Here is a 557-nt window from a genome sequence, read left to right as displayed (position 1 = left end):
GCTGGCGTGGACTTGCTGGCCATTGCTCAGGGGGATTGGCATCCTGCCGCGCGCAAGGCAGCATTAAGTTTGTGTCGACAGTTGCTGGCTCCGCATCTGGGCAACCGGCCATTGAAAAGCCGGGAGCTGTTTCGGGAGAAATGAAAGCTAGAATCAAAGTATCAGCTACGAGCTACGAGCTACGAGCTAGAAGCTAAAAGCTAAAAGCTCAGGGGCCCCGTCTCTTCCGGCTGGCCCGTAAAATGCGTTTAAGGTGAGTCTTATGTCCAGAGTACTTCTCGGCGTCAACATCGATCATATCGCCACTCTTCGTCAGGCCCGCGGCACCCGTTACCCCGAGCCGGTGCAGGCTGCATTGGTCGCGGAGCAGGCGGGGGCAGATGGTATTACTGTGCACCTGCGTGAAGACCGCCGGCATATCAACGACCGGGATGTGGAGCTGCTGGCGCAAACACTACAGACCCGTATGAATCTGGAAATGGCGGCCACTGAAGAAATGGTGGGCATTGCCTGCCGGATTAAACCGCCGCATTGCTGTCTGGTACCGGAAAAGCGTG

General features: G+C 56.9%; 1 protein-coding gene. It reads left to right on the top strand.

The features are described from left to right. Positions 1-262: 262 nt before the first annotated feature. On the top strand, positions 263-557 hold a 295-nt coding region (locus A3754_RS04195), incomplete at its 3' end, for a pyridoxine 5'-phosphate synthase (RefSeq protein WP_197468442.1).

Source organism: Alcanivorax sp. HI0083, from assembly GCF_001635175.1.
Note: the sequence above shows the minus strand (reverse complement) of the source record. Positions and strands in the feature narration are given on the sequence as shown.